This window comes from Halomonas sediminis, from assembly GCF_044871105.1.
Lineage (GTDB): Bacteria > Pseudomonadota > Gammaproteobacteria > Pseudomonadales > Halomonadaceae > Vreelandella > Vreelandella zhuhanensis.
Genome location: NZ_CP085246.1, coordinates 1,617,453 through 1,640,950 on the forward strand (window position 1 = coordinate 1,617,453; position 23,498 = coordinate 1,640,950).

A 23,498-nucleotide genomic window follows, 5' to 3' on the forward strand; every position below is an offset into this window, starting at 1 on the left:
AAGGACAACAATCATGAGCTATGTGCATAAAGGGCTTGGCGCGATCATGGCGTCAGCCAGCCTGTTCGCCATACCGGCAGTCGCCGAGGTCACGCATCCCCTCGACGGCCTTGAAGGTGAAGAGTACCAGGCAGTGACACAGATTCTTCGAGACGAAGGCAGACTCACCGATAGTGGGCGTTTCCCCTTGATCGAACTGGTGGAGCCCGACAAATCGTTTGTGCTCGATTGGGAAGAAGGCGACACCATCCCACGTACCGCGCGCGCCATCGTCAAGGATAAAGGCTCTGCTTATGAAGCGGTCATCGATCTCAACGAAGGCAAAATAGTTTCCTGGAACGAAACCGGCGGCCAAAGCATGCTGCTGTTCGACGAGTTCATTAAAACCATGGATCTGGCACTTGGCCATCCAGACATGGTAGAAGGGCTGCAAGCTCGAGGCCTGACCCCCAACGACGTTTTTTGCTTGCCGCTGACGGCGGGTAATTTCCTGACCGAGGAAGAGCAGGGCGGTCGCCTGATGAAGGTGCCTTGCTACCTGAACCCTGAAGCCTCCAACTTCTATGCTAAACCCATCGAAGGGCTGGTGGCGCTGGTCGACCTCAATGCAATGGAAGTGGTCGAGGTGATCGATACCGGAGCTATTCCCTTGCCCGAAGATCCCTGGGGTTATACCGATGAGGAAATCGACGAGCGTTACGGCTTGCGCGAAGAGTCCAGCCCGGCCGAGCTGACTCAACCGGGGGGGGCGAACTTCACCATTGAGGGAAGCCAGGTTGAATGGGACATATGGCGCTTCAACTACCGTATCGACAAGCGCCCGGGGCTCGTTCTTTCCAATATTGCCGCCAAGGATGACGACGACTGGCGTTCAGTGCTTTATCAGGCGCATCTCTCTGAAGTGTTCGTGCCCTACATGGATCCGGACGAAGGCTGGTACTGGCGCACCTACATGGACAGTGGTGAATATGGCTTTGGTCTATTTCTGACCCCGCTACGGCCAAGGGTCGACTGTCCTGCCCACTCCACCTTCCTGCCCGCCATGGTCCATACGGACACCGGCGAGCCGCTGGAGATTCCCGATGCGATCTGTGTCTTCGAGCGCAGCACCGGTGATCCCATCTGGCGTCACTATGAAATTTTCGCCCAATCCGAGGAAGAGGCCGTGCCTACCGAAGGCCGTCCCTGGACCGAGCTTGTGGTGCGTACCGCTTCCCAGATCGGCAACTATGACTATCTGATCGACTATGTCTTCATGCAGGACGGCCGCATTCGGGTGATGGTCGGCTCGACCGGACTGGACGCCGTAAAAGGGGTCGCCTCGAAGAGTATGAACGACGACACGGCTGAGCAAGATACCACGCACGGAACCCTGATCGCGCCGAATCTCGTTGCGCCGAATCATGATCATTTCTTCAATTTCCGCTTCGACTTCGACATCGACGGCCAGGAAAATACCTTCATGCGCACCGGAATCGTGCCGGCCACGGTAGAGGATGATGCGATTCGTCGGTCCATGTGGACGACTGAAATGTCAGTGCCGGAAACCGAAAAGGAGGCGCAGTACCGCGTCAACCCCAACACACCCGCCATGTATCATGTGACCAATACCAACAAGGAAAGTGGCCTGGGCCACAACCCGGGTTACATGATCCTTCCCAACAATAGCGTCGCTTACAGCCCGCTGGATGTGGTCAACGATGCGCCCGCTATCCGCAATGCCTATATCGACAAGACCTTCTGGGTTACCCCTTACGACAAGGCCCAGCGCTATGCCGGCGGCGAGTACGCCTTCCAGAGCACAGGAGAGGATACCTTGCCGAAATGGGCCGAGGAGGGACGCTCGGTCAAGGATAAGGATATCGTGGTCTGGTATACGATGGGCTTTCATCACATACCCAGAATGGAAGACTGGCCGGTAATGCCGACGATGTGGAAAGGCACGATTCTCTCGCCTTTCAACTTCTTCGACCACAATCCGTCCATCACGGTGCGCACTCCGGAGTAAGGTGTTAGCTAACTGCCTTTTCAGGTAAATCACAAAGCTCTGGCGAAATGCCGGAGCTTTGTGATTAAACAAGCCAAATTTTATTGGTTGAACACCCAATAAAATTTTATACCGTTATATTATTGAGTCTTAAAAACTGTTCAATTTAAAAAATTGTCAACATGACCTACGAGGCAGGTGCCAAATTAGCCGCTGCCACCAAGGTGCGAGTGTAAGAATGTTGCGGATTGGATAGTACCTCCAGGCAATCGCCTTGTTCCACCACCTGACCTTCCTTCAATACCATGATGCGATGGGCCATGGCGCGTATCACTGCCAGGTCATGACTGATGAACAGGTAGCTTAATTGACGACGATGCTGCAGCTCGCGCAATAATGTGACCAGCTGCTTCTGTACGCTGCGATCCAGCGCCGAGGTAGGCTCGTCGAGCACCAGTAATTCAGGCTCGAGAATGATGGCGCGGGCGATGGCAATACGTTGGCGTTGTCCTCCCGAGAATTCGTGAGGATAACGGGCTGCGCAGCTTTCGGGTAATTCGACTTCACGTAATGTCTGGCTGACCCGCTGGGTGATTTCCTGTTTCGAAAGCTTGGGATAATGAAAGCGTAGCCCTTCACTGATAATGTCAAACACCGGCATGCGCGGCGACAGGGCACCATAAGGGTCTTGAAACACCATCTGCAGCCGGTGGCGTTGGCGGCGAAGCTGATTGCCGCTTAGCTGGTCGAGGCGCTCAGCGCCCAACCTGATTTCACCTTGGCTGGTGGTGAGGCGCATCAGCGCCGAGGCCAGGGTAGTCTTGCCCGAACCGGATTCGCCCACGATTCCCAGGGTTTCTCCCGGCGTGATGTAAAGGTCAATGGGTTTGACCGCTTCAAAAGGTGGCGGCTGGCGTCCGAAGAGGCCTTTTCTGGGGCGCTTGAAGCTGATCGCGAGTGCTTTAGCTTCGAGAAGGGGCTGAACACGTGTCACCGGTACCGGACGGCCTTCGGGTTCGGCATCGATCAGCGCTTGGGTATAGGCGCTTTGGGGGCGGGTAAAGACCGCTTCCACCGGGCCGGTTTCTTGCACCTTGCCTTGATACATCACGCAAACCCGGTCGGCATGGCGCCGCACAAGGTTGAGGTCATGGGTGATGAACAGCATGCCCATGCCATAGGCGTCGCGCAGTTCCTTCAACAACGCCAGAATTTCTTGCTGTACCGTTACATCCAGTGCCGTGGTGGGTTCGTCAGCCACCAGCAAATCGGGCTGGTTGGCAATCGCCATGGCGATCATCACCCGCTGACGCTGGCCCCCGGAAAGTTGATGCGGCCAGACATCCAGCAGCTCATCGGGGCGCGGCAGCTTGACCTGAGTAAGCAGTTCGCGCATGCGCTGGCGGGCCTGGTTACCGCGCAAGCCTTGGTGTAAGCGCAAGGTTTCGCCAATCTGTTTACCGATGGTGTGCAAGGGATTGAGCGATGTCATCGGCTCCTGGAAGATAAAGCCGACGCGATTGCCGTGGATTTTCGTCCAGTCCGTATGCTTGAGAGAGTCAAGGTTGGTATCGCCAAGACGCCTATGCCCGGTGACGCGGGCATTGGGCGGCAACAAGTTCATCATTCCTAGAGCGGAAACCGATTTCCCCGAGCCGGATTCCCCTACCAGTGCCAAGGTTTCGCCGGGCTGAATATGCAGCGACAGGTTCTCGACGATGGACGTTCCATTAAAGGCAATGCTCAGGCGTTCGATTTCCAGCAGCGGCTTAGGCATGCGCCTGTTCCTTGTCTTGATCGGGTTGGACGCTATGAATGTGGCGCGGGTCGAAGGCATCACGCAAGCCCTCGCCAATGAATACCAGCAGCGACAACATGATGGCGAGGGTCATGAAGGCGGTAATGCCGAGCCATGGCGCGTGCAGGTTGTTCTTGCCCTGGGCGGCCAGTTCTCCCAATGAAGGCGCACCGGGGGGGAGGCCGAAGCCCAGGAAATCCAGGGCCGTCAGGGTGCCAATCGCCCCGGTAAACAAGAAGGGGATGAACGTGAGGGTCGCTACCATGGCATTGGGCAACACATGACGCCACATGATCAGGCGTGACGGTAGGCCCATGGCCTTGGCGGCGCGCACGTATTCCAGGTTACGTGCGCGCAGGAATTCAGCACGCACGATATCCACCAGACCCAGCCAAGAAAACAGCAGCATAATCCCCAGAAGCCACCAGAAGCCCGGTTGAACGAAACTTGCCAGAATGATCAACAGGAACAGTACCGGCAGGCCCGACCAGATTTCGGTAAAACGCTGGCCGATCAAATCCACTTTGCCGCCGAAATAACCTTGAATGCCGCCGATCAACACGCCCATCACCAGCGAGCCCGCGGTGAGTACCAGGGCGAAGACCACCGACAGCCGAAAGCCGTAGATCACCCTGGCCATTACATCGCGCCCCTGGTCATCGGTGCCCAGCCAGTGGCGGGCATCGGGAGGTGCGGGAGAAGGCCGGGTCATCTGCATGTCCAGCGTCTGATAGGAAAACGGGATTACCGGCCACAAGGCCCAGCCGTGTTCGCTGATCTGTTGTTGTATGAAAGGGTCGAGGTAGTCGGTGCGCGTCGGCAAGAATCCATCGAATTCGGTTTCGGGATAATCCACCAGCAGCGGTACGTACCAGTTTCCCTCGTACTGCATGACGATGGGTTTGTCGTTGGCGATAAGCTCGGCGAATACACTCAGGATAAACAGCACGCCAAACAGCCACAGTGACATATGCGCACGGCGGTTGGCTTTGAACGCTGCCAGGCGGCGCCGGGTAATGGGGGAAAAGCGGTTTGTCAAAATGCCCATCAACTCATGATTCCCGGGTGGCGAAATCGATGCGTGGGTCGACCCACACATAGGTAAGATCGGATATCAGCTTGAGCACAAGGCCGATCAGGGTATACAGGAACAGGGTGCCGAAAATCACCGGATAATCGCGCTGCATCACGGCTTCGAAACCCAGCAACCCCAGCCCGTCCAGCGAGAAAATCACTTCGATCAGCAGCGCCCCGGTGAAAAAGATGCCGATCAAGGCGGCGGGAATCCCGGCGATGATGATCAACATGGCGTTGCGAAACACATGGCCGTAAAGCACGCGACGTTCGCTGGCTCCCTTGGCTCGCGCAGTCAGCACATATTGCTTGTGGATTTCATCCAGGAAGCTGTTCTTGGTCAGCATGGTCAGGGTGGCAAAACTGCCGATGGAAAGGGCGACGACCGGCAAGGTGATGTGCCAGAAATAATCCTTGATCTTGCCCAAGGTGGATAACTGGTCGAAGTTCGGCGAGGTCAGCCCGCGCAGCGGGAACCAGTCAAGATAGGTGCCGCCGGCAAACACCACGATCAGCAAAATGGCGAACAGGAACCCCGGAATGGCATAGCCTACGATGACCAGTCCCGAGGTCCACACATCGAAGCGTGAACCATGGCGCAGTGCCTTGCGTACCCCTAGGGGAATCGAGATCAGATACACCAGCAAGGTGGTCCAGAGCCCCAGCGAGATCGAGACGGGCAGACGTTCCAACATCAGGTCGACCACCGGGCGATCACGAAAGAAACTGGTGCCGAAATCCAGGGTCAAGTAGTCGCCCATCATGCCCAAAAAACGCAGGTGAGCGGGCTGATCGAAGCCGAACTGCTGTTCGAGCTGTTCGATAAAACGTGGGTCGATCCCCCTGGCACCCCGGGATTCATCTTGCACCTGAACTTCCGCACCGCCCATGTCCATGCGCGTGCTGGCCATGGCATCGGCACCTTCAAAGCGGGCCAGCATCTGATCGATCGGCCCCCCCGGGGCTGCCTGAACGATGATGAAGTTCAGCAGCATGATCCCGAACAGGGTGGGGATCATCAACAGCAGACGACGTAAGGTATAACGAGCCACGTAGCATTCCTTTTACGGCTGGGTTGGCGTCGGTGACTCCGACCGCTGTCGCTCAGCGTCTTGTTGGGGATCCACCCACCAGGCATCGAGGTCCATGGCGTACTGGGGGAAGGGTTCGGGGTAGCCGAATTTATCCCATATCGCAATTCGGGTTTCACCGGAATGGTAATGCGGAATCACATAAAATCCCCATCGCAGGACGCGGTCAAGGGCACGGGCTACTTGATGGAGCTCTTCACGGCTGTCCACGGCAATCAATTCTTCTACCAGGGCGTCCACCACCGGGTTTTTCAGGCCCATGCGGTTACGGCTTTGCGGGCTGTCGGCGGCCTCGCTGGTCCAATAGTCACGTTGTTCGTTGCCGGGGTTATTGGATTGAGGGAAATGGCTGATCACCATGTCAAAATCGAAATTCCGCTGGCGGTTGAGGTATTGATTGATATCGACGATACGCAACGATGTTTGCACCCCCAGACGTGCCATGTTGCGAAGCATGGGCTGGACGACCCGTTCAAGGCCGGAATCGTAAAGCAGTACTTCCAGTTCCAGTGGCTGTTGCGTCTCTTGGTTGACCAGCACTCCGTCTTTAATGCGATAACCGGCTTCCTGCAGCAGGCTGAAGGCCAGGCGAAACCGCTCGCGCATGTCGTCGGGGCGTGCCATGGGAAGTGGGCTGGTAAAGACGCGTTCTGAACGATGCTCTTCGGCAATCTGTTCACTAAAAGGGGCGAGCAGGGCGAGTTCTTCGCCACTGGGCAAGCCCTGCGCTTCCATTTGAGAGTTCTCGAAAAAGCTTTCGGTACGCTGGTAGGTCTCGTAGAAGATATTGGTGTTCAACCAGTCAAAATCAAACGTCAGGCTCAGGGCTTCGCGCACGCGGGGGTCGCTGAATTTATCCTTGCGCAGATTGAACACAAAAGCCTGCATCATCGAAGGATTGACGTCGGGCACGGTAAGGCGCTTGACCTTTCCTTCGCGGTAGGCGGGAAAGTCATAGCCGGTTGCCCAGGTGGCGGCACGCGCATCGATACGAAAGTCGGTCAGCCCGGCCTTGAACGCTTCCCAGGCGATGTCGCGGTCGCGGTAATAGTCGAAGACGAGCCGGTCTATGTTGTAGCGGCCGCGATTGACTGGCAGATGTTTGCCCCAGTAATCTTCATCGCGTTGAAAGACGATACGTCGACCGGGATCCACCTCGGCTATTCGATAAGGGCCGGAGCCGGGATGTTGTGCCAGCGTCGGGGCGGTGAAATCGTGCGATTCCCAGTAATGGCGGGGCAGAATGGGTAGCTGGGCGACAATCAAGGGAAGCTCACGGGAGTCGGTGTCGCTGAACGTGAAACGTACCCGGTGGTCATCCAGGGCGACTGCCTTTTCGACCCCGGCATAATAGCTGCTGTAGAAAGGATTGCCTTTGTCGCGCAGTAATTCCAGCGTAAAGACTACATCGTAGGCGGTCACGGGCTCACCATCCTGGAAGCGGGCTTCCGGACGCAAGTCAAACTCGATCCAGCTGCGATCAGGCGCCAGTCGCACACCTTGGGCGAGTAGTCCATACAGGCTGAAAGGCTCGCCGGGATTTTCTACCATCAGCGTATCGTATATCTGAAAAATGCCGGTGGCGGGCGTGCCACGAATAATGAACGGATTGGTTGAATCGAAACTGCCCCCTACCGCGGTGCGTGTCAGGCTGCCCCCTTTGGGCGCTTGCGGATTGACATGCGGAAAGTAAGGGAAATCTTCCGTCAGCGCCGGTTCGTCATAAAGGGAAAGGGCGTGAACGGTTTGTATCGCTTTGCGAGGTACGTCGCTGTGCTCGATGGCTTCCCCCAACGCCATGTTGAGGCTCAAGATAGCCCCCAGGCTCCAGGGCAATAGAGCATGAAAAAATTGCGCAACGCATCGCATAGCGGCTTTCCTTTTAAACGAGGTCAATCACCTCAGCCCTCTGAAAGAGTCAGGAGCTGTCCCGGCTGTATAGTTTCCGGTCGTTCGATGCCATTCAGGCGTACCAGTTCCTGCTGATTGACCTTATAACGCGCCGCAATGGCGGAAAGGCTATCGCCCCGTTGTACCAAATAGGTATTACCATTTTCAGCAATCTGTTGGGTGCCGTTGTTGGTCAATCCGGCGAGCAGCGAAACATCGGCTTGTTCCGGTACCAATAGTATCCGCGCCAGTCGTGGCTGCAAGGTGCCATTAAGCAGGCCGGGGTTCAGCTCGGTCAGTGACGACGGGCTGATTTTCATCAGGCGTGATGCTTCTGCAAGACTCACCGGTTGGCTCAGTCTCACTTGAGTGAAGCCCGGTTGGGTATGAATATCAGGCAGGCTTACCTGGTAGTGAGCGGGGTCGTTGATGATTGCTGCAATCGCATACAACTTGGGCAGATAATGCATGGTTTCGGAGGGAAGCCGCAGGCTCCAGTAATCTTGACCTGGTGCGTGGCGTAGCGCCCGGTTGACCGTGCCGGCGCCGGCATTATAAGCCGCCAGTGAAAGCGTGAGATCGCCTTCATACCATTGGTCGGCTTGCATTTCGATGTAGTCCAGTGCCGCGGAGGTGGCTCTTAAAACGTCAAGTCGCCCATCATAACTGCCATTGCGCACCAAGCCCAGGGCATCGCCGGTTCTCGGCATGAACTGCCATAGGCCGGCGGCGCCACGATGACTGCGAGCGACGGGGTCAAAAGAGCTTTCTACAAAAGGTATCAAGGCCAGTTCGCCCGGCAAGCCGCGCTCAGCGACTTGTTGCGTAATCCATGCGATCCAAGGCCGGGCGCGCTCGGTAATTGCAACAATGTTTTCGGGGCTGGAGCGGTAGTGATCGATCCATTTCTGGACACGCGCTTGGGCTTCGGGAGGCAGAGGTTGCTTCTGCCATTGGAAGGTCTTGCGTAACATGCTCCAGGCATCTTGTTGCTTGAGTTCCAAGGTTTCCCAGAAATTCAGCTGGCGTGGCAAAACACTATTGAATCTTTCGGTTGTAGCTGCCTGGCTGGTGGCCGTGGCCGCTAGCAAGCCTAGCAGCAGCGTACCGCCGGCGCCCACCAAGAGGCGTTGGCGTAAAGTACGGTAGGTCATATAAGAAGATAATCCGTGTCAAAATGACGTTTAAAAGTGGTTTTTCCATTCGCGCAAGGTAGTGAACGTCGCCAGGTTATCGTCAGCTGGACCTTGTGTGCCCGCCGCTTGGCGTACCCCCGATGTTTCGGTGCGCAGGAAAGGGTTGATTTTTAGTTCGCGTCCAATCGTGCTGGGTAATGTGGGGCGTTCCAGCGCTCTGGCTTTACGACACTCTTCAAGCGTCGTCTTGACGTCCTGGTTGTCTGGATCGGCCGCTTGAGCAAACGCCAGGTTTGCCTGGGTGTATTCATGGGCGGCAAATACCAGCGTATCCTGAGGAAGGCGGGCCAGGCGCGTGAGAGCCTGTTGCATCTGTTCGGGTGTGCCTTCGAATAGACGCCCACATCCGGCGCAAAACAGGGTGTCGCCACAAAACAGCAACGGTGGAATGCCGGGGGCAAAAAAACTGATGTGATCGAGAGTATGGCCAGGTGTTGCAATGACATCGAACAAGCGGCCCATGACGCGCACCTCATCCCCGTCACCGACCTGTTCGTCAATGCCGCTAATCTGTGGGTTCTGGGGGCCGATCACGCGAGGCGCGTAGCGCTTGATAAGCTCTGCCAAGCCGCCGGTATGATCGTGGTGGTGATGGGTAATCAAGACGGCCTCGAGGGTGAGCGACTCGCGTTCAAGTAGCTCGATGACCGGTGTTGCTTCGCCTGGATCCACCACGCAAACGCCTTGACTCGAATCCTGTCTTAATAACCAGATATAGTTATCGCTTAGGGCGGGAATCGGTGTCACGCTCAGCATGGGCGAGATCCTTGGAGGCGGTGGATGAACCGTTAGCGGCTTTAGGTGCCAGCCAACACTACGATAAAGTGACTAAAAAACCTTAACTGTGGAGGGAAGCGCTTTTCATGTCAACTTTGACAACGGCGATGGAACTGGCCCAGTGCCTGAAAGATAATAGGCAATACTGGGACTCGGAGACGGGTCGAACTCAGTGGGAAGCGCAGCGTGCCTGCCTGGGGCCGGTGTGCGAAGAGCTTTTTGGGGGGCATAGCCTGGAAATGGGAATGGCAGGGCCGCTTACCACCATGTGCCCGATTCGCCACCCTCTTCGCTGGGCGCCGGTGCTTAGCATGGCCGAGACTGAACAAACCTTGGTGTGCCCGCCGGATGCATTGCCACTCCCCGATCAGTGTCTGGATTTAACCGTGCTTCATCATTGGCTCGAAAACGTGTCCAATGCCCATCACACCCTGCAGGAGGCCGCTCGCGTCACGGCAGATAATGGAAAGCTGGTTATCTTCGGTTTCCATCCTTTTGGCGTGGGACAATTGTCCCGACACCGGCCTTTTCGTCAACCCCAGATTCCCTGGAACGGCACATGGCGTACGCCGGCCGGCCTTCGTGAGTGGCTGGCGTTTGTCGATTTTGAAATAGAACGCGTAGACTATTGCTGCTTTCGTTGGCCAGGAGGCAAGGCAGGCCCTGAATTTTGGGAAACGTTGGGTAGGCGCTATAACTTGCCTATCGGAGAAAGTTACATGATCCAGGCAAGACGTCAGCAACAGCGGGCGTCGATCACGCCGCTGAGGTTCAACCTGAAAGCGCCGGTGCGCAATACGACCCAAGGGGCGACGCGAACAAGTTCCGAAAACCACGGCCGCCATGCGAGTCCCAGCAAGAGGAAGGACAACAATAGTGAGTGAGGTTCTCTATCAAGCCCAGCCGAAGGTCACCATTTATACCGATGGCGCCTGTCGTGGAAATCCGGGCCCCGGGGGATGGGGCGCCGTCCTGTACAGCGGGGAACATGAAAAGACACTGAAAGGCTACGAGCCGCTCACTACGAATAATCGTATGGAGTTGATGGCCGCCATCATGGCGCTACGTGAGCTGAAAAAGCCTTGCAAGGTGCTCTTGTGGACGGATTCGCAGTATCTTCGCCAGGGTATCACCCAGTGGATCGACAATTGGGTCAAGCGTAACTGGATGACCTCCGCGCGACAGCCGGTAAAAAATGCCGAGCTGTGGAAAGCCTTGCAGCAGGAAGCGGCTCGGCACGAGATCGAGTGGCATTGGGTAAAAGGCCATAGTGGCCACGCCGAGAATGAACGCGCCGATGCCCTGGCCAATGCCGCCATTGATGAGCATAACCGGAGAGTTGCCCATGAGGCAGGTAATACTTGACACAGAAACCACCGGCATTGACCCGCGGTCCGGCCATCGTTTGGTGGAAATCGGGGCGGTAGAAATGGTCAATCGGCGCTTCACTGGCCGAACGTATCATCAGTACATCAATCCCCAGCGTGATATCGGCCCGGAAGTGGTGGCGGTGCACGGCATCACCAATGAAAAGGTAGCCAATGAACCGGTATTCGCTGACGTTGCCGAGGCGTTTCTGGATTTCATTCGTGGTGCGGAACTGGTCATTCATAACGCGCCTTTTGACGTAGGCTTCATCGATCATGAGTTTACCCTGCTAAGCCAACGTCCTGGTGCGCCGGCATTAGGCTTGGTAGCGCAGCACTGTGGCGTGCTGGATACCCTCGTCATGGCTCGCCAGAAGCACCCTGGGCAGCGCAATAGCCTGGATGCCTTGTGCAAACGCTATGACATCGATAATGGGCACCGGATCTTGCACGGTGCCCTGTTGGATGCCGAGATTCTCGCCGATGTCTACCTAGCGATGACCGGTGGGCAAACCGCACTGACGCTTGAAGCGAGTACCGCCGCCAAGCAGGGGCCCGTCACCGCAGCCAACCAAGGGCTTGCCATTGAGCGTTTGAGTATTCCTGCCGGGCAGCTTCGCGTGATACGGCCAACGCAGGAAGAGCATGCCGCACATCTGGCTAAATGCGACGCCAGTGGTATTGATTGGCCGAAAACCGAGCTCCGCGATGCTTAAACGCATTATCCCCGCTTTGGAAACGCACGGACGCGTGATCCGGCTTGCCCGAGGGAAGGTCGCCCCCGCTTTTTTGCCGGAAAATGAAAATTTGCCGTTTTCTCCCTTGCAGCCGGCACAGCCATGGGCATCTACGTTGCAACCGTTATGCTACTGGCATGACGAACCTGTTGCGCTGAGTCTGGAAGATGCGCCGGGAGACGACTGGATTGATGGGCGGCGCTGGTTGGCGCAACTGCCCGAATCCTGGTTCGGGTTGGTTTCCACTGCCCTACAGGTCGCTGCCTGGCTGGAAAATCATCGCTTTTGCGGGCGCTGTGGCGAGCCTTCAAACAAGCTGGAGGCGGAATTTGCCATGCATTGCTACGCATGCGGGCATCGTAATTATCCGCGGATTTCCCCTTGTATCATCACCTTGGTGACTTGTGGCGAGGCAATGCTACTGGCACGCAGTCCGCGTTTTCAAGCGGGGCGCTATTCCACGTTGGCGGGTTTTATCGAGCCAGGCGAGGCGGCTGAAGAAGCCGTGCACCGGGAAGTGTACGAAGAAGTGGGGGTATATATTGACCAGGTTCGCTATTACCGTAGCCAGGCATGGCCGTTTCCGCATTCTTTGATGCTGGGCTATTTCGCTGAAGCGACCACACGAAGAATCCGTATTGATGGCGTCGAAATCAGCGATGCTGCCTGGTTTTCCCCTCGACAATTGCCTATTTTACCCCCCATCTTTTCGATTTCCCGGGAATTGATCGAAGTTCATCTCAATCGGTGGGCAGATAATACAGAGCTACAAAAGTAGCCCTGCTCCGCGCAGGGCATGTTTTCGCTTTCAACGACTCTCTCACTCGGAGGGAAAAAGCTGGGTAAGCTGAGTGGCCAGCATGACATTGCCGGTTGCCTTGAGCTTGCCAGTCATGAACGCGGTCATGCCGTTGACATCACCACTCATGATACCTTTGAGCGTGTCGGTGCTAAGGCGCAGGCTGACGGAAGGGTCTTCGTGTTCGCCTTCGTTAATATCCAAGGTACCGTCCTTGACTACCAGATAATGGCTGTCGGCATCGGTAAAATGAAACTGAAAAACCTCGTCCATATTGGTGGCGGCTTGCGGATTGAAGCGAGCTTGCAATTTTTCCAGGGTGTTGGTTGACATCGTTACGCTCTCTATCTGTCTGGTGATTTTAGTGGGGAGCACCGATAGGCGGTGACAGGGACTTGTGCGAGGTTATTTCAAACATTCGTTTCAATCAAGCGCTCTGAGGTAATATCGTTAAGTGAAGCATGCAGTTGCGGCTTTTACACAGGCTCGCCAAAGGAGAAGAGCATGAATGAATGGGCGGTTGATATAGGTACTTTCGTTGTTCAGGTAATTATCGTGGTGATGTTAGTGGGGGGAGGACTATTGCTCCTGCTGCGGTCACGTCATGAATCCAGTGAACAGCTGACATTGCACATCGAAACGCTCAATGATCAGCGTCGCTACCGTCGACGTCGGTTGGCAATCGCAGCTACCTCGCTTTCCCAGCGCAAAAGCTTGATCAAGTCATTTCGCCGGGACGATAAGGCCAAACAAAAAGGCAAAGGCGACGCCGCCAAGGGAGCTGAGCCCGCCAGGGTGTGGGTGCTGGATTTTCATGGTGATCTCAAAGCCTCGGCGACGGGGCATTTTGCCGAAGAAATCTCAGCCGTGCTGGATGTCGCCGAACGCCACGATGAAGTGGTGATACGCCTGGAATCCGGAGGAGGGCTCGTGCACGCCTACGGTTTGGCTGCTGCCCAGATGGATCGCTTACGCGAAGCCGGCCTCAAGACGGTAGTATGTGTGGACAAGGTCGCGGCCAGCGGGGGGTATCTGATGGCATGTACGGCCAGTGAGGTACGTGCTGCTCCCTTTGCGGTGCTGGGCTCAATCGGTGTAGTGGCTCAAGTACCCAATATTCATCGTTTGCTCAAGCGCCATGACATCGATGTGGAATTGCTGACCGCAGGCAAGTACAAGCGTACCTTGACGATCATTGGGGAGAATACCCAAGAAGGCCGGGAAAAGTTTATTGAAGACTTGGAGGATACCCATCGGCTGTTCAAGGAATACGTCGCCAAGCGGCGTCCATCCATGGACATTGAATCGGTGGCAACCGGCGAGATCTGGTATGGAAGCGAAGCGGTGGGTAAGGGTCTGATCGATGCGCTGGGGACCAGCGAAGCTTATCTGGTCGAGCGCATGCAAGCCTCGCGTGTGCTGTCGGTAAAGCTTGAACCACCCAAGACCATGAGCAACCGGCTGGGGCTGGCTATCTCGACCGCAGCAGAGAGCGTATTGCTCAAGGGTATGGGATTGCTGGAGGCGAGCCGTTGGCACAAGCAATGAGCCAAGCTGTTAACCGGCATTGCCTAGGCTAACCTAACGCTGTGCCGGTCTGCATGCGCTATTCCGCCGCATAATGCTGCGCCAATGCCTCCAGGATGGCATTGGCGCTTTGGCTGGTCAGCGAATAAAAGATGGTTTGGGATTCTCGGCGCGTGGTGACCAGACCATCATTGCGCAAGATGGCCAGATGCTGCGAAAGCGCCGACTGGCTCAATGCCAGCTGTTGATTGATCTGGGTGACCGATAATTCCTGGTTCGCCAGTAGGCACAATATCTGTAGACGTTTCTCATTGGCCATTGCCTTGAGCAGGCGAGTCCCCTGAGCAATGGCGTGACCGTCTTGTTGCAGCAGGCGCGAAGCGGCGTTGGTTGAAGAGGGCATGACGATCTCCCAGCCTATGGAATAATGACCCGAGGCATGGCGTAAGTGGTTGAGGAACCAGCGCTTATCGCGTGGATTACGTTTTTATCAATTATGCTTTAATGATCAATAATTTAATCTGCTATGTCCAAGCTATTGTTTAACGATGTATCAATGGTGTGAGTTCTTTTGATGTCGACAATCCTGCTTGGCTACTTGCCCCTTTAGTCGCTTTTTAGCCCATAGTATGAAGGTAAAGCGGCTGTTTTCTTTCTAGACTGTCAACAATCATTGCCATCTGGAAGACAAACTACCCATGAGCCGCTATCAACAAGAATTTACTCGTTCCATTGAGCAGCCAGAAACGTTCTGGGCAGAACAGGCGAAACGCATTCCCTGGTTCACGCCTCCGTCCACCATCCTTTCCTATGATGATCAACAGCATGCTCGCTGGTTTATCGATGGAGAAATGAATATCTGCCATGCGGCTCTGGATCATCATGTCGATCAAGGCCGTGGCGATCAGGCTGCAATCTATTGGGATTCTCCCGTCACCCAAAGCAAGAAGGTCATCAGCTACCGTGAAATGCGCGATCAAGTGGCTTATTTTGCCGGTGCGCTAAAAAATCTGGGCGTTGAAAAAGGTGATCGCGTCATCATTTACATGCCGATGGTGCCTGAGGCGCTGGTGGCCATGTATGCCTGTGCTCGGCTCGGGGCGGTGCATTCGGTGGTGTTCGGCGGTTTTGCGCCGCACGAGCTTGCGGTACGTATTGACGATGCCAAGCCTAAGGTGGTGATAGCGGCTTCCTGTGGGGTTGAAGTCAATAAGGTATTGCCTTACAAGCCAATCATTGACGACGCGATCAAGCAGAGCACCCATCAACCGTCAGCCTGTGTGATCTTTCAACGTGACCAGGGTGTCGCTGAATTGGGACCGAAAGACCATGACTGGACTGAGCTGGTAAAAGCCGCCGACTTTACCGATTGCGTCCCGGTCATGGGTACCGACCCGCTGTACATTCTTTACACCTCGGGCACGACGGGAAAGCCAAAAGGGGTAGTGCGCGATACCGCCGGCTACGCGGTAGCGCTTGCATATTCGATGGAAGCGATCTATGACATGGCGCCCGGTGAGGTCTTTTTTTCCGCGTCGGACGTCGGCTGGGTGGTGGGGCATTCCTATATCGTTTATGCCCCTTTGCTGCGGGGTTGCACCACGGTGGTTTACGAAGGCAAGCCGGTAAAGACCCCGGATGCCGGAGCCTTCTGGCGCTTGATCGAGGAATACAATGTCAAGAGCTTTTTCACCGCACCCACCGCGTTTCGTGCCATCAAGAAAGAAGACCCGGATGCCAAGCTGCTTGAGCAATACGATATCAGTAGCATGAAGGCCCTATACCTGGCGGGTGAGCGATTGGATCCACCGACATTCCATTGGCTGGATGATCTGCTGGATGTGCCGGTCATCGACCATTGGTGGCAAACCGAAACCGGCTGGCCGATTGCCGCCAATCCACGCGGCATCGAAGCCATGCCTACCAAGGCCGGTTCCGCCACGGTGCCGGTACCCGGGTTCAACGTTCAGATCCTCGACCGTGAAGCCGAGCAGGCCGAGCCCATGACCCAGGGCAGTGTGGTGATCAAACAGCCGCTGCCACCCGGTTGCCTGGTCGGTGTGTGGGGAGATCCCCAGCGCTTCCATAGTGCTTACATGGCAGCGTTCCCAGGTTACTACCTGACCGGTGACGGTGGTTTTTTCGATGAAGACGGGTACCTGTTCATCATGGGGCGTACCGATGATGTGATCAACATTGCCGGTCATCGCTTGTCGACCGGTGAAATGGAAGAAGTGGTCGGCGCCCATCCGGCGGTAGCGGAATGCGCGGTAATCGGCATTCATGATGAACTGAAAGGGCAGTTGCCGGTCGGGCTGGTGATTCCCAAGGATGGCTTCGATGGCGATGAGGCGGCGCTGGAAAAGGAACTGATCGCCTTGGTGCGGGATCAGATCGGACCGATTGCCTGCTTCAAGCAAGTGCTGGTGGTCAACCGTCTGCCCAAGACGCGTTCGGGCAAGATTCTGCGTAAATTGCTGCGCAATATCGCCGATGGCAAGGAGTATGGCCTGCCTTCTACCATTGACGACCCGTCGAGCTTGCAGGATGTGCATGACGCCATGCGTGAGCGTGACGTAGGTTCCTCCACCAAGGCGCAGCCCATCTGATTGCTTAAGGCGCGATGTGATTGTTCAAGGTCTACATAGCCTTCGGGCGAGAGTTCTATAGTCTTTTGCGCCAAGCTATCATCTTCTACCCCAAGCCACCTCGGCGCAGGTGGCTTTCTTTCGTCGATTGCTTGCGTATAATGCCAGCGCATCAAGCCGTCTTGGTTGTGTAGCAGTGCAACAAGTCGTCCTGTGTCAGGAGGGTTCCCTCACCCCTCTGTTGTTGTTCAAAAAGGATAACCTGCCATGTTTGTTTTATCTGAAACGCAGCGCCGCCGTTGTCTCGCCCTGATGGTCACCTTCCATATTGTGGTGATCGCAGCGAGTAATTATCTCGTGCAGTTACCTTTCACCTTGTTCGGATTGCATACCACCTGGGGCGCGTTCAGCTTTCCCTTCATTTTTCTGGCCACTGATTTGACCGTGCGGCTGTTTGGCAAGGAAGCCGCACGAGCGACTATCATGCGGGTGATGCTGCCTGCACTGTTGGTCTCTTACGTGGTGTCGGTCGTTTTTCCTCGCGGCAGCTTCGTGGGTATCGAGGCCTTGGGGGAGTGGAATCTTTTCGTGGCACGTATCGCCCTGGCCAGTTTCATGGCCTATGTGCTGGGCCAGCTGCTGGATGTCCAGGTGTTCGATCGCTTGCGCCACTTGGCGTGGTGGGTCGCGCCAGCCTTTTCCACGGTGTTGGGTAATCTTGCGGATACCTTCGCTTTTTTCTCCATGGCCTTTTACAACAGCCCCGATCCGTTCATGGCTGCCAACTGGGTTGAAATCGCCGTGGTGGATTACGTGATTAAACTGGGTATCAGCCTGCTGTTCTTCTTGCCGCTTTACGGCATCTTGTTGGCGTGGCTTTCTCGACGGCTGGTTACGTTGACGGGGAATCAGGATGTTGCGCCGCTTGCAGCTCGCTGACGGGCCATCGTCATAACCCAATGAAAGGAGTCAAGATGTCACGCCAAGACTCAGCGCTTTCCCTGCATTATCTGGATTCAGGGGAGCCGGAAGGAAATACACAGAACTCCTTGCCGTTAGTGGTCGTCCACGGCCTTCTTGGCAGTGCCGACAACTGGCGTTCGCATCTCAAGGTCTGGCAGGCGTCTCGCCGAGTGATCGCGGTTGACCTGCGCAATCACGGTCGTTCGCCGCATGCCAGTGGCATGAGCTACCAGGAGATGAGCGGGGATGTGCTGGTGCTGTTGGATCAGCTAGGGATCGAAAAGGCCCATCTTCTCGGGCACTCCATGGGCGGAAAGGTGGCCATTAGCGTGGCACGGCTGGCACCCCAGCGGGTGGCGTCCTTGCTGGTAGCGGACATTGCTCCGGTAGCTTATTCGCATGGCCATGACAGGGTGTTCGCCGGTTTGCGTCGACTCGAGGCGGGCAAGCCCAAGAATCGTCGCGAAGCGGAAGAGCTTCTGGCCGAGCATGTCGAAGAGCGAGCCGTGCGTCTGTTTCTAGCCACCAATCTGACACGCAATGAGGCGGGCATTCTCACCTTGCGTATTGGTCTTGATGAGATAATGGAGGGTTATCAGGAGCTTATGCAGTTGCCAGCAGGAGATCAGCCCTATGAGGGGCCGACCCTGATACTGCGAGGTGCAAACTCCGATTATGTCACTGACGACATGCTACCGGCGACTCGCGAGATATTGCCCCGCACAAGAGTAGTGACACTCAAGAACGCTGGCCATTGGTTGCATGCCGAACAGCCCGAAGCGTTTCAGGAAGCCGTGCGAGTATTTCTGGCGGCGCAATCTGACAGTGCCTGATTGCGCCGGTTCGATCACGCAAGCTCGACCACGTCGAGTTGATGTTGTTGGCTGTCGCGCAGAAAGCGATTGAGAATACGGTAGCTGTCGACATCAAATTGCGGAGTAGCCACTTGAAGGCGTCTTGCGGCCTCAAGGGTGAGGGCGCTGCCTAGGTAACGCCAGTGTTCCACGACATGCCAACCACCGGTCTTACTGGCAGGGTGATGCTCACCGATGGCAATGCGTCCTTGCCAAGGCCATGCCTGGAGCTGCAAGCGCGCCATGGCCTCCCGGGCACGCCGACTATGCTGGGGTAACGATTCCACGCCGGTGCAAGCGCCGCAACACTTGCCCAGCTGATTGGCAAAACAGCGCCCCCGGCCTTTTTCCAGACCTATCACCTGAGGGCATAACTGCTCCTCATCGACAATTTGTTTCAGCGCGTCGCGGGCTTTCCTGGCGCTGCGGAACAAGCCATACAGTGCCGGGCCTGACACCTGCTTGAGTTGTGTTTCATTGCTTAGTTGTGGCTGAAGCGATTGGGTCGGCCAATACCAACTGTACAGGTTGCCTTGGCGTCGCAACTGACGGTTCATGATGGGCATCAATTCCTTGATCAAGTGGGCTTCACGTAGCTGAGCCCCCAGGTCACCGCTGGCTTCTTCCCATTCGATATGTTGCACCTGCTGCGCCAGGCGCATCTCCTTGTCATTCTGATGATCGCGCTGGAAATGCCCCAGCACCCGGCTGCGTAGATTGACGCTCTTGCCCACGTAAAGCGGCAAGCGATTATGACCGTACAGGAGGTATACGCCGGGTGAGGAGGGGATGTCGTTGAGCAGATCGGGCTTCAGGTGAACGGGCAAGCTTCTATGTTTGCGTTCGGTTTCTAGCAGAGACCCCAGGGTTTCGTCGGGTAGGGTGGCATGCCAGTGTTGCCAGAGTTTCCATAAGGCTTGGGCATCGGCTTCGGCACGGTGACGCGAGGCATGGGGGATTCCATGCTGCTTGAGCAGCGCGCCCAGATTGTGCTCAGGTTGTTGTGGTGCCAGGCGACGTGACAAGCGCAGAGTACAGATCACCTCGGCCCGATAGGCAATACCGGCACGCTTGAATTCGTTACGCAGAAAACTGTGATCAAAGCGTGCATTATGCGCGACTAGCTGAGCCTCGCCGAGCCACTCCTGAAGGGCCGAAGCGATATCGCCAAACGTCGGGGCCTCCGCCAGCAACGCATCGGTAATGCCGGTTAATTCGGCAATAGCGGCAGGGACCCGGCATTCCGGGTAAATCAAGCTGCTCCAGCGGGCCACCTCTCGGCCATCCACGACTTTCAGCGCCGCGATTTCGGTGATTCTATCTCGGGTGCTACGAGTGCCGGTGGTTTCCAGGTCGATAAATACCAAAGGTTCGGTAGCTGGCATTGCTCAAGTATCGCCTCAAGAAAATCAACGTGAATGGGGGTCAATGGCCAGGCGTTCCACCGAATAAGGGGTATCGATCTGGCCTCTTTGATGAAGGAATGCCTCGAAACCGGCATAGCGCCGATAATCCAGAGCGGCCGGGCGCAAAGCCATGCGCCGCAAGATATCATTCCATGCGCCTTGATTGATCTCATTATCCAGGATGGGCTGTGCTTGAATCATCAATTGCCATGCCTCGTCCGGGTGTTCGATTATCCACTGGCTGGCATTTTCCAGCGCCGTCACCAAGTGCGATATGACGTCACGATCACGGTGCATTTTCTCGCTGTTGGCTAACAGAATCAATCCATCATAGTGAGGGATATCGAGTTTTCCCGTACGTAGCACTGTGGTGGCGACGCCGTCGTTGGCCAGCTGGGGTGGGAGAAAGTGAAAGAAACCATCCGCCACGGCATCCACGCGTTGTTCGCGTAAGGCATCGGCCGCATCGTAATGCAGGTTTTCCGGGGGATTTTCGGAAACCAAGGGCGTTTCCGGTATCAGCTGAGAAAGAACCATCTCGCGGCTATCCTGCGTAGCGAAACCGTAGTGCAGTGCAGCAAATTCTTCGCTATTTTCCGGTGGCTGGTCGCCAGCGATGATGACCGCCGTCATGGGGGTTTCAATCAAGGTAGCAATACGCACAAGCGGCGCCCCTTTATGCACCTGCAGGTGCAATTGAGGTTGCCGGCTCAAGGCGAAGTCCACTTCACCGGCGGCCAGTAACTTAGTGGGCACCGACGGATCTGCAGGCGTCGAAAGCGTTACCTGCAGCCCCTGTAAGCTGAAGAGATCACGTGCCTGCGCTATCACGAAGGCGGCATGCTGGGGGCTTAAATACCAGTCGAGCATGATGTCGATCATCTTGACCGGTGGCGGTTCTAATGGGTCTGGTGGGGTAAACGCCATCTCGGGAACTTCAGGTTCTTCCTCAATGGAAGGGGAGAACAGAAAAAAAGGAACCTCGACTTGGCTATCCAGGGTGAGGGGGGCAGCAGGTGCCTCGGCGGGAGTAGCCTCATCGGTTTGCTCGGCTAGCGCTGCCGACAGCGGGTAAGCGAGTGTCGCGACCAGGCTCAGCAGGATAATTCCCAAAGGAAGGCGTCCAGGCATGGGGGCTTGGCTCCAAGGTGGTTGTTACCTTGGAGTGTATCCGCTTGCGAAACGCCCTGACCAGCGCAACATAACACCTTCTTATTAAACCGCTTAACGTCGGCGTCGGTAAATTACGCGGGGCATGCGATAATGACTGCCTCGATGCATAGAGGGATCAGGCGCGATGGAGGCAATCAATACGCTTTTCTTGGTAAGCGGTTTTTTATTGGCGCTCAGCATTCTGGCCAGCCGTTTATCTTCGATCATGGGAGTACCCCTGCTACTGATCTTTCTGGCGCTGGGTATGCTGGCGGGAGAGGAAGGCCTGCTGGGGCTTGAATTCGATGATTACTCCTTAGCGTTTGTCATCGGGCATCTGGCACTGGCCATGATCCTGCTCGATGGTGGATTGCGTACGCGCTTGAAAACTTTCCGTGTAGGCTTCAAACCGGCGCTAACGCTTGCCACGCTTGGGGTGTTCATCACAAGCGGCCTGGTGGGCTTGATTGCCACCTGGATTTTCGATCTCACGCTGATCGAGGGCTTTCTGGTCGGCGCGATTGTAGGCTCCACGGATGCCGCGGCGGTGTTTTCCATGCTCAGCGGCCGCGGGGTCAATCTCAACGAAAGGGTGGGGGCTACCCTTGAAATCGAGTCGGGTACCAACGACCCGATGGCAATTTTTCTGACGGTCATGCTGGTGGAACTCCTAGTGGGTGATATCGGCGGCCCCCTAGAAACGCTCGGTTTTCTGCTCATGCAATTTGGTCTGGGCCTGGTGATCGGCTTGGGTGGCGGTTGGTTAAGTGCCAAGTTATTGCGTTGGCTGGACCTGGCGCCTGGTCTCTATGCCATGCTCGCCTTGGGGTTGGGTTTCAGTGTCTTCGGCCTGACCAGTGTGTTCGGCGGCAGTGGCTTTCTGGCGATATACCTTGCTGGTTTGATGATCGGCAATCAGCCAGGACGTCATCTCAATTTCATTCTTCCGGTACATGATGGCCTGGCCTGGCTGAGTCAAATCGGCCTGTTTCTAGTATTAGGACTTTTGGTGACGCCCAGTGAACTATGGGAATATGCGTTGCCAGCTTCGCTGGTGGCGTTGGCACTGATTTTTGTCGCTCGGCCCTTGGCGGTTCTAATCACCATCAAGCCTTTCTTCAAGTTTCGCTGGCGTGAAACCTTCTTTATTGCCTGGGTGGGGCTGCGCGGCGCAGTGCCTATTGTACTGGCGATATTTCCGCTCATCGGTGGCGTGGAAAACGCTTCGCTCTACTTCAACGTCGCCTTTGCCGTGGTTCTGATGTCGCTGCTGATACAGGGGGGATCGTTAACCTTGGTGGCTCGCTGGTTACGGGTGGAGGTGCCTATCGGCGTAACACCCAATCGACGTGGCCCCTTGGGCATCCTGCCCGAAAATGACTATGAAATGTTCGTCTACGAGGTGGAAAATAAGGACTTGGAAGAAGTGCCGATTCGCTTGCTGAGGTTTCCTTCCGGGGCCTTGATCTCGGCGCTTTTTCGTAACCATGCCATGCTACACCCCAAGGGTAGTACACGCTTGCATGCAGGGGATGTGATTTGTGTGATAGGACGTACGGAAGACTTGCCGGCGCTGAACCGCTTGTTCAATGGCGACTCCAAGCTGAAGCAGGAGCGCGCCTTCTTTGGTACCTTCACGCTTGATGGATCTGCATTGATGCAGGACGTCGCCCAGGCATACGGGCTCACCCTCAGCCCCGGGGAGCACGATATGACCCTGGAGGAGTTTGTCTCGCTTCGAGTCGGTGGTCATCCGGTAGTGGGGGATGATGTTGATTGGCACGGAATTCACTGGGTAGTCAGTGAGATGGAAGGAGGCAAGATCACCCGCGTGGGCCTGCGTCTTTATTAACCCCATTGACTCACGGAAAAATCCTGATAATATATGCACCACCAAGTCGGAGGGATGGCAGAGCGGTTGAATGCACCGGTCTTGAAAACCGGCGTAGGCTAATAACCTACCCAGGGTTCGAATCCCTGTCCCTCCGCCAAGTATTACGATTAAGCCGCTGATTTCAGCGGCTTTTTTTATGTCTGTAAGTTTTTGACCCACACTCTGACCCACACTTTTGAATTGGCCTTCACTGAAACGCATAGGATGGTGTTGGACAGTTTTTCCTACAGCACCGGGTTGGCCAAAGCAAATAAGCTGAACAGCTGCGCCTGGTTGGCTAGTTCCCTGTAGCGATCCTTCGCAACAATCGAAGAGGGTTATTGTCTTTCCTGACCCGCTTCATCTCCAGTGCTTGGCCGGAAGGTGCTACCACCATGATGATGCCCTTTACAAATAGC

The 23,498-nt window shown here is 55.9% G+C and carries 20 protein-coding genes and 1 tRNA gene; 11 read left to right on the top strand and 10 right to left on the bottom strand.

All coding sequences use genetic code 11. The features are described 5' to 3' along the window. Window positions 1-13: 13 nt before the first annotated feature. A complete protein-coding gene (locus tag LG290_RS07700) occupies window positions 14-2,008 on the top strand; it encodes a copper amine oxidase (RefSeq protein WP_499836883.1) in 1,995 nt (664 codons plus the stop codon). 166 nt (window positions 2,009-2,174) lie between these two features. Here LG290_RS07700 and LG290_RS07705 read toward each other — a convergent pair whose 3' ends face one another. The 6 genes from LG290_RS07705 to gloB all read right to left on the bottom strand — a co-directional run bounded on the left by LG290_RS07705 (window position 2,175) and on the right by gloB (window position 9,792). After that, complete coding sequence (locus LG290_RS07705) at window positions 2,175-3,764, bottom strand: ABC transporter ATP-binding protein (RefSeq protein WP_499836884.1); 1,590 nt, start codon at window positions 3,762-3,764, stop codon at window positions 2,175-2,177. Next, complete coding sequence (locus LG290_RS07710) at window positions 3,757-4,833, bottom strand: ABC transporter permease (RefSeq protein ID WP_499836885.1); 1,077 nt, start codon at window positions 4,831-4,833, stop codon at window positions 3,757-3,759. The genes LG290_RS07705 and LG290_RS07710 overlap by 8 nt, the downstream gene beginning before the upstream one ends. A gap of 4 nt (window positions 4,834-4,837) precedes the next feature. Next, on the bottom strand, window positions 4,838-5,911 hold the full coding sequence (locus tag LG290_RS07715) for a microcin C ABC transporter permease YejB (RefSeq protein WP_499836886.1): 1,074 nt from the start codon (window positions 5,909-5,911) through the stop codon (window positions 4,838-4,840). 12 nt (window positions 5,912-5,923) lie between these two features. Continuing rightward, on the bottom strand, window positions 5,924-7,750 hold the full coding sequence (locus LG290_RS07720) for an extracellular solute-binding protein (RefSeq protein WP_499837062.1): 1,827 nt from the start codon (window positions 7,748-7,750) through the stop codon (window positions 5,924-5,926). A 101-nt stretch (window positions 7,751-7,851) separates the two neighbouring features. Beyond that, window positions 7,852-8,994: a transglycosylase SLT domain-containing protein gene (locus LG290_RS07725; protein ID WP_499836887.1), complete on the bottom strand. Its 1,143-nt coding sequence runs from the start codon at window positions 8,992-8,994 to the stop codon at window positions 7,852-7,854. Window positions 8,995-9,024: 30 nt separating this feature from the next. Further along, the gene (gene gloB, locus LG290_RS07730; RefSeq protein WP_499836888.1) at window positions 9,025-9,792 is read right to left on the bottom strand and encodes a hydroxyacylglutathione hydrolase; all 768 of its coding nucleotides are present in this window, start codon (window positions 9,790-9,792) and stop codon (window positions 9,025-9,027) included. A 107-nt stretch (window positions 9,793-9,899) separates the two neighbouring features. On the opposite strand from gloB, the gene LG290_RS07735 reads away from it, so the two are divergent. Genes LG290_RS07735 through nudC form a run of 4 tightly spaced genes read left to right on the top strand, consistent with a single transcriptional unit; the run spans window position 9,900 to window position 12,695 of the window. Then, window positions 9,900-10,697, top strand: coding sequence for a class I SAM-dependent methyltransferase (locus LG290_RS07735; protein WP_499836889.1), 798 nt, complete (start codon window positions 9,900-9,902; stop codon window positions 10,695-10,697). Beyond that, window positions 10,690-11,178, top strand: coding sequence for a ribonuclease HI (gene rnhA / locus LG290_RS07740; protein WP_499836890.1), 489 nt, complete (start codon window positions 10,690-10,692; stop codon window positions 11,176-11,178). Before LG290_RS07735 ends, rnhA begins: the two co-directional genes overlap by 8 nt. Further along, complete coding sequence (gene dnaQ, locus LG290_RS07745) at window positions 11,159-11,896, top strand: DNA polymerase III subunit epsilon (protein ID WP_499836891.1); 738 nt, start codon at window positions 11,159-11,161, stop codon at window positions 11,894-11,896. Before rnhA ends, dnaQ begins: the two co-directional genes overlap by 20 nt. Further along, window positions 11,889-12,695, top strand: coding sequence for an NAD(+) diphosphatase (gene nudC / locus LG290_RS07750; RefSeq protein WP_499836892.1), 807 nt, complete (start codon window positions 11,889-11,891; stop codon window positions 12,693-12,695). Before dnaQ ends, nudC begins: the two co-directional genes overlap by 8 nt. Before the next feature lie 42 nt (window positions 12,696-12,737). Here nudC and LG290_RS07755 read toward each other — a convergent pair whose 3' ends face one another. Continuing rightward, window positions 12,738-13,049, bottom strand: a complete 312-nt coding sequence (locus LG290_RS07755) for an SCP2 sterol-binding domain-containing protein (protein ID WP_499836893.1) — start codon at window positions 13,047-13,049, stop codon at window positions 12,738-12,740. A 171-nt stretch (window positions 13,050-13,220) separates the two neighbouring features. Between LG290_RS07755 and sohB the strand changes: the two genes are divergently transcribed. Continuing rightward, the gene (sohB, locus tag LG290_RS07760) at window positions 13,221-14,264 is read left to right on the top strand and encodes a protease SohB (RefSeq protein WP_499836894.1); all 1,044 of its coding nucleotides are present in this window, start codon (window positions 13,221-13,223) and stop codon (window positions 14,262-14,264) included. 58 nt (window positions 14,265-14,322) lie between these two features. Here the strand turns inward: sohB and LG290_RS07765 are convergent, their stop codons facing one another. Further along, entirely contained in the window at window positions 14,323-14,646 is a 324-nt protein-coding gene (locus tag LG290_RS07765) for an ArsR/SmtB family transcription factor (RefSeq protein ID WP_160418939.1), read from the bottom strand. Window positions 14,647-14,941: 295 nt separating this feature from the next. Here LG290_RS07765 and LG290_RS07770 point away from each other — a divergent pair, with 295 nt between their 5' ends. From LG290_RS07770 to LG290_RS07780, 3 genes are all read left to right on the top strand, one after another. Further along, complete coding sequence (locus tag LG290_RS07770) at window positions 14,942-16,852, top strand: propionyl-CoA synthetase (protein ID WP_499836895.1); 1,911 nt, start codon at window positions 14,942-14,944, stop codon at window positions 16,850-16,852. Window positions 16,853-17,098: 246 nt separating this feature from the next. After that, entirely contained in the window at window positions 17,099-17,770 is a 672-nt protein-coding gene (locus LG290_RS07775; protein WP_499836896.1) for a 7-cyano-7-deazaguanine/7-aminomethyl-7-deazaguanine transporter, read from the top strand. Between the two features lie 35 nt (window positions 17,771-17,805). Continuing rightward, window positions 17,806-18,627 carry an alpha/beta fold hydrolase gene (locus LG290_RS07780; protein ID WP_499836897.1) on the top strand — a complete coding sequence of 274 codons (822 nt, stop codon included), beginning with the start codon at window positions 17,806-17,808 and terminating at the stop codon, window positions 18,625-18,627. Window positions 18,628-18,641: 14 nt separating this feature from the next. Here LG290_RS07780 and LG290_RS07785 read toward each other — a convergent pair whose 3' ends face one another. Both LG290_RS07785 and LG290_RS07790 read right to left on the bottom strand, forming a co-directional pair. After that, window positions 18,642-20,033 (bottom strand): 3'-5' exonuclease family protein, encoded by a 1,392-nt coding sequence (locus LG290_RS07785; RefSeq protein ID WP_499836898.1) that lies wholly within the window; start codon window positions 20,031-20,033, stop codon window positions 18,642-18,644. Between the two features lie 24 nt (window positions 20,034-20,057). Next, window positions 20,058-21,185, bottom strand: coding sequence for an ABC transporter substrate-binding protein (locus LG290_RS07790; RefSeq protein WP_499836899.1), 1,128 nt, complete (start codon window positions 21,183-21,185; stop codon window positions 20,058-20,060). Window positions 21,186-21,351: 166 nt separating this feature from the next. Between LG290_RS07790 and LG290_RS07795 the strand changes: the two genes are divergently transcribed. Next, the gene (locus tag LG290_RS07795) at window positions 21,352-23,058 is read left to right on the top strand and encodes a potassium/proton antiporter (RefSeq protein WP_499836900.1); all 1,707 of its coding nucleotides are present in this window, start codon (window positions 21,352-21,354) and stop codon (window positions 23,056-23,058) included. A 48-nt stretch (window positions 23,059-23,106) separates the two neighbouring features. Continuing rightward, window positions 23,107-23,197 (top strand) — tRNA-Ser (locus LG290_RS07800). Window positions 23,198-23,498 lie beyond the last annotated feature (301 nt).

Coding starts and splice junctions, on each gene's coding strand:
- LG290_RS07790 (WP_499836899.1), bottom strand. CDS start 21,185: ATGCCTGGACGCCTTCCTTTGGGAATTATCCTGCTGAGCCTGGTCGCG.
- LG290_RS07755 (WP_499836893.1), bottom strand. CDS start 13,049: ATGTCAACCAACACCCTGGAAAAATTGCAAGCTCGCTTCAATCCGCAA.
- LG290_RS07785 (WP_499836898.1), bottom strand. CDS start 20,033: ATGCCAGCTACCGAACCTTTGGTATTTATCGACCTGGAAACCACCGGC.
- LG290_RS07705 (WP_499836884.1), bottom strand. CDS start 3,764: ATGCCTAAGCCGCTGCTGGAAATCGAACGCCTGAGCATTGCCTTTAAT.
- nudC (WP_499836892.1), top strand. CDS start 11,889: ATGCTTAAACGCATTATCCCCGCTTTGGAAACGCACGGACGCGTGATC.
- LG290_RS07795 (WP_499836900.1), top strand. CDS start 21,352: ATGGAGGCAATCAATACGCTTTTCTTGGTAAGCGGTTTTTTATTGGCG.
- gloB (WP_499836888.1), bottom strand. CDS start 9,792: ATGCTGAGCGTGACACCGATTCCCGCCCTAAGCGATAACTATATCTGG.
- LG290_RS07725 (WP_499836887.1), bottom strand. CDS start 8,994: ATGACCTACCGTACTTTACGCCAACGCCTCTTGGTGGGCGCCGGCGGT.
- sohB (WP_499836894.1), top strand. CDS start 13,221: ATGAATGAATGGGCGGTTGATATAGGTACTTTCGTTGTTCAGGTAATT.
- LG290_RS07765 (WP_160418939.1), bottom strand. CDS start 14,646: ATGCCCTCTTCAACCAACGCCGCTTCGCGCCTGCTGCAACAAGACGGT.
- LG290_RS07700 (WP_499836883.1), top strand. CDS start 14: ATGAGCTATGTGCATAAAGGGCTTGGCGCGATCATGGCGTCAGCCAGC.
- dnaQ (WP_499836891.1), top strand. CDS start 11,159: ATGAGGCAGGTAATACTTGACACAGAAACCACCGGCATTGACCCGCGG.
- LG290_RS07780 (WP_499836897.1), top strand. CDS start 17,806: ATGTCACGCCAAGACTCAGCGCTTTCCCTGCATTATCTGGATTCAGGG.
- LG290_RS07720 (WP_499837062.1), bottom strand. CDS start 7,750: ATGGCGTTGGGGGAAGCCATCGAGCACAGCGACGTACCTCGCAAAGCG.
- LG290_RS07710 (WP_499836885.1), bottom strand. CDS start 4,833: ATGGGCATTTTGACAAACCGCTTTTCCCCCATTACCCGGCGCCGCCTG.
- LG290_RS07775 (WP_499836896.1), top strand. CDS start 17,099: ATGTTTGTTTTATCTGAAACGCAGCGCCGCCGTTGTCTCGCCCTGATG.
- LG290_RS07735 (WP_499836889.1), top strand. CDS start 9,900: ATGTCAACTTTGACAACGGCGATGGAACTGGCCCAGTGCCTGAAAGAT.
- LG290_RS07770 (WP_499836895.1), top strand. CDS start 14,942: ATGAGCCGCTATCAACAAGAATTTACTCGTTCCATTGAGCAGCCAGAA.